This window comes from Thomasclavelia sp. (assembly GCF_017889095.1).
Lineage (GTDB): Bacteria > Bacillota_I > Bacilli_A > Erysipelotrichales > Coprobacillaceae > Thomasclavelia.
In genome coordinates, this window is the sequence record NZ_JAGHEW010000323.1 from 1 (window position 1) to 3,395 (window position 3,395).

Annotated in this window: 1 protein-coding gene; it reads right to left on the bottom strand. The window is 26.7% G+C overall.

Going from position 1 to position 3,395, the window contains the following annotated elements; genetic code table 11:
• Positions 1-670: 670 nt before the first annotated feature.
• A partial coding sequence (locus J7M77_RS13965) for a DEAD/DEAH box helicase family protein (protein ID WP_296879637.1) occupies positions 671-3,395 on the bottom strand: 2,725 nt, incomplete at its 5' end.

Consider the following 3,395-nt stretch of genomic DNA (forward strand, 5'->3'; position numbering starts at 1 on the left):
ACTAGTAATTACGAACATCGTTAATTCGGATGATGAACATTTAAATACATCTAATGTTGATATTAAACGCACAGGAAAATAGAGAAATTCGCCAATGAAGAAAATTTAAATACATCTAATGTTGATATTAAACAAAATGGTCTTGTTAGTATAGCTCCTCTATCTTAATTTAAATACATCTAATGTTGATATTAAACCATAGTAAATAAGCCGTTTTTATAAAACTGAAATATTCTAAACTCTAGATAAATCAACGATTTTATTTATTTTTACCAGCGACTCATTAGCCAAAGACATTATATCACAAATTCCTTTATTCTCCTAGATATATAAGGACTTTAAGAGATTTAATAAAAATCATGACTGGTAAATTATATAATAAGAATGTCATTAAATTATTTTTTATATTAATCCAATCAATTTTAATAATAACGTTTGATCAGTTTTTCAAAAAAACTTTAATATTTATTTTTTATTAGTTATACGGGAATATCAATTTTTAATAATTACTAATAAGATTATGTGATAAGGCTATATTGATATAAAATCTAACAATTATTAATATCTATTATTGTACTATCTATTTGTATCAGCTTATTATAAACAATGAAAATCTTGTTTCCATAAATATTCTACCACATTTGAAACGATCTTTTTTTGTTTTATACTATTATTCATTTGTAATAGCTATTAATTCTTCAGCAATAGCGTTATCAATTACTCTGATTAAATTATCTTCTTCTTTTTCTTTTGATAAAAGATTAATGCTGCCATACCATACTATTTTTCGATCAATAACTGCAAAATGCTGATATAACATAGATTTATCTATAACATGAATGTCTACTCTTTTCATCTCGTTAATTTGATTTTCTATACTATCTTTAAAATTATTAGAGTAAACTTCTGGTTTTAATGTAATAATATAAATTTTTACTCCACGTTCTTGAATTGGCTTAAATATTTGTAAATACTGCTGTATTTTCTTTTTACTAATTCCAGGGCTAGAAATAATAATTTCATTTTGAGCACTATTTAAATCATGATATAAAACTTCAAAATAATCTTCTTGTGTATAAATAGCATCTATTCTGTCTTGATATTTTAAATCATAACTCATAATTTGATAACCCATTTTCTTATATGCTTTTAAACGATTACGATACATTTTTTCAAAATATCTGATATGGCTATCTACATAATCATATATTATAACATTTTGCTTATCTTCATAGTCTCGATGAAGTCTACCAGCATATTGTTCAACATTACCATCATATTTAAACGCTGTTGTAAGCATTAGAGTATCTAAACGAGGATAATTAAAACCTTCACCAATATATTTATCAATAGCTACTAAAATGATACTTTCTTCTTTTCTTACAGCTAAAAGTTCTTTTCTGATTTTTTCTCTTTCTTTGGTATTCCGTCCACCTTGCAATAAAAAAATATGATTTGTCTTGTCTTTTAGTTGATCGTATAAAAATTTTGCATGTTCCTTAAATCGTGTTAAAACTAATGGTGTACGTCCTTTATCTAAGCAATTTATAACATCATCAATGATTTGCTGGTTCCTAACCTGGCTATTTATAACTAATTTATACGCATCGTTAATGGTTAAATTTTCTTCATCAATTGCTGTTAATCTTGTAAATCTAGGAATGATATAATGTCCGATTCCCTGTTCTTCTGCTCTTTGCTTTGCTGTAAATCGATAGCGTACTGGTCCAAATTGCATAAATATTTTTTTAACTTGACCATCATTTCGTTTAGCTGTAGCTGTTAATCCATAAACATATTTAGCATTAACAGCATTTAAAACATCTTCATTTGTCTTAGCTGCTGAATGATGGCACTCGTCCATAATGACCATCCCATAATCTTTAACATATGATTTTATATTTTCTCCTTTACCTAGTGAAGATATCATTGCAATATCAATGATTTTGGTTAATGAATTATGATTAGCATATAATTTACCAATACAGCTATTTCGTGTTTTAATATGTCCTTTGGCTGTTTGATATTGTGGTAAATCTTCATGAATTTTTAAAAATTTGTTTAATTCATTTTCCCAATTGCTCATAACTTCACGATTATGTACTAAAATGAGGGTATTAACTTTTTTTAAAGCAATCAAATAGGCACCAACTACTGTTTTTCCAAATGCTGTTGTCACATCTAAAATACCTGTTTCATACTGAGTTAAAATAGAACTTGCGTCTTGCTGGTTTGAATACAATTTTCCAAGAAATTCGACATTAATAGGATTCCCTTTATTTCTTTGATCATCAATTTGATAATGAATTTTTGCATCATCTAATTTTTTTATTAATTCTTCTTTTAAACCTCTTGGAATACCTATATAATCTTTAAACTCTTGATGACAAGAAATAATTCTATATATACCATGTGTTGAAAATCCCATCTTTTGAGTTTTATAAAAATCAGGATTACTAAACCAGGTTAACCTTCTTATTTGATTATTTAATCTTGGTTGAAGATTCGTTGTTTTTATATAAATTAAATCAGCTAAAGTAATACAAACTGTTCCATTTACATCTTCATGGTGAAATTGAATAACAGATTTTTTCCACGGTTTTTCGCTTGTATCATCATTAAAATCTGATAACAAACCTAGTGGTCCATTAATATTCCATTCATCGATTTTTCTTTCAATAAATTCCAAAGATATTTTCTTTATTTGTTTTAATACATTCCATTGATCATAATATGGTTGCCAATTATCATCAACAAAAACACTATTTCCTTTTTTTACCGCTTGTCCTTGTAGTGGCAAAGCGATTAAGTTTCCTAATCCGCCTGCTGGTATATGATCTTGTGCAGGAATCATTCGATCATATGTTTTAAATGTTTTCATATTTACAACATCAGCTGCTTTGGTAATTAATAAAGATCCAAATTTTCTTGCAATAGAAGCTTTTATAGCTTTTTCAAAAAATAACCAAATATGAATTCCTTTTCCAGAGCGAGAACGTTCTACTAATATGTTGATTTGATTTTCCTTGCAAATTGTTTTTAATGCATTAACTTCTTCAAGATAATTATCTTCTGAATAATTATCATCATGATTGTCAAAATCAAATACTAAAAAATGACAAGTTTCATCTTTTAAAATCGGATAAATTCCAATAACATCAGAACAATCTTCCTTTTTTCCTAATAAATGATTCATCAAATCATAACCATTTAATTCTTTATAATCTTGATTTGAACAATCCTGACATTTAATACGTTGTGATGATCTTTTAGCACAAATTCCAGCTTTCCAAAAATTATTACATTGTGGATAATAACCAACATATCCAGTTTTATTAGCTTTACCGGCACGTTTACTATAAACATCTTTTCGACCTTTAAATATTGAATAGAAA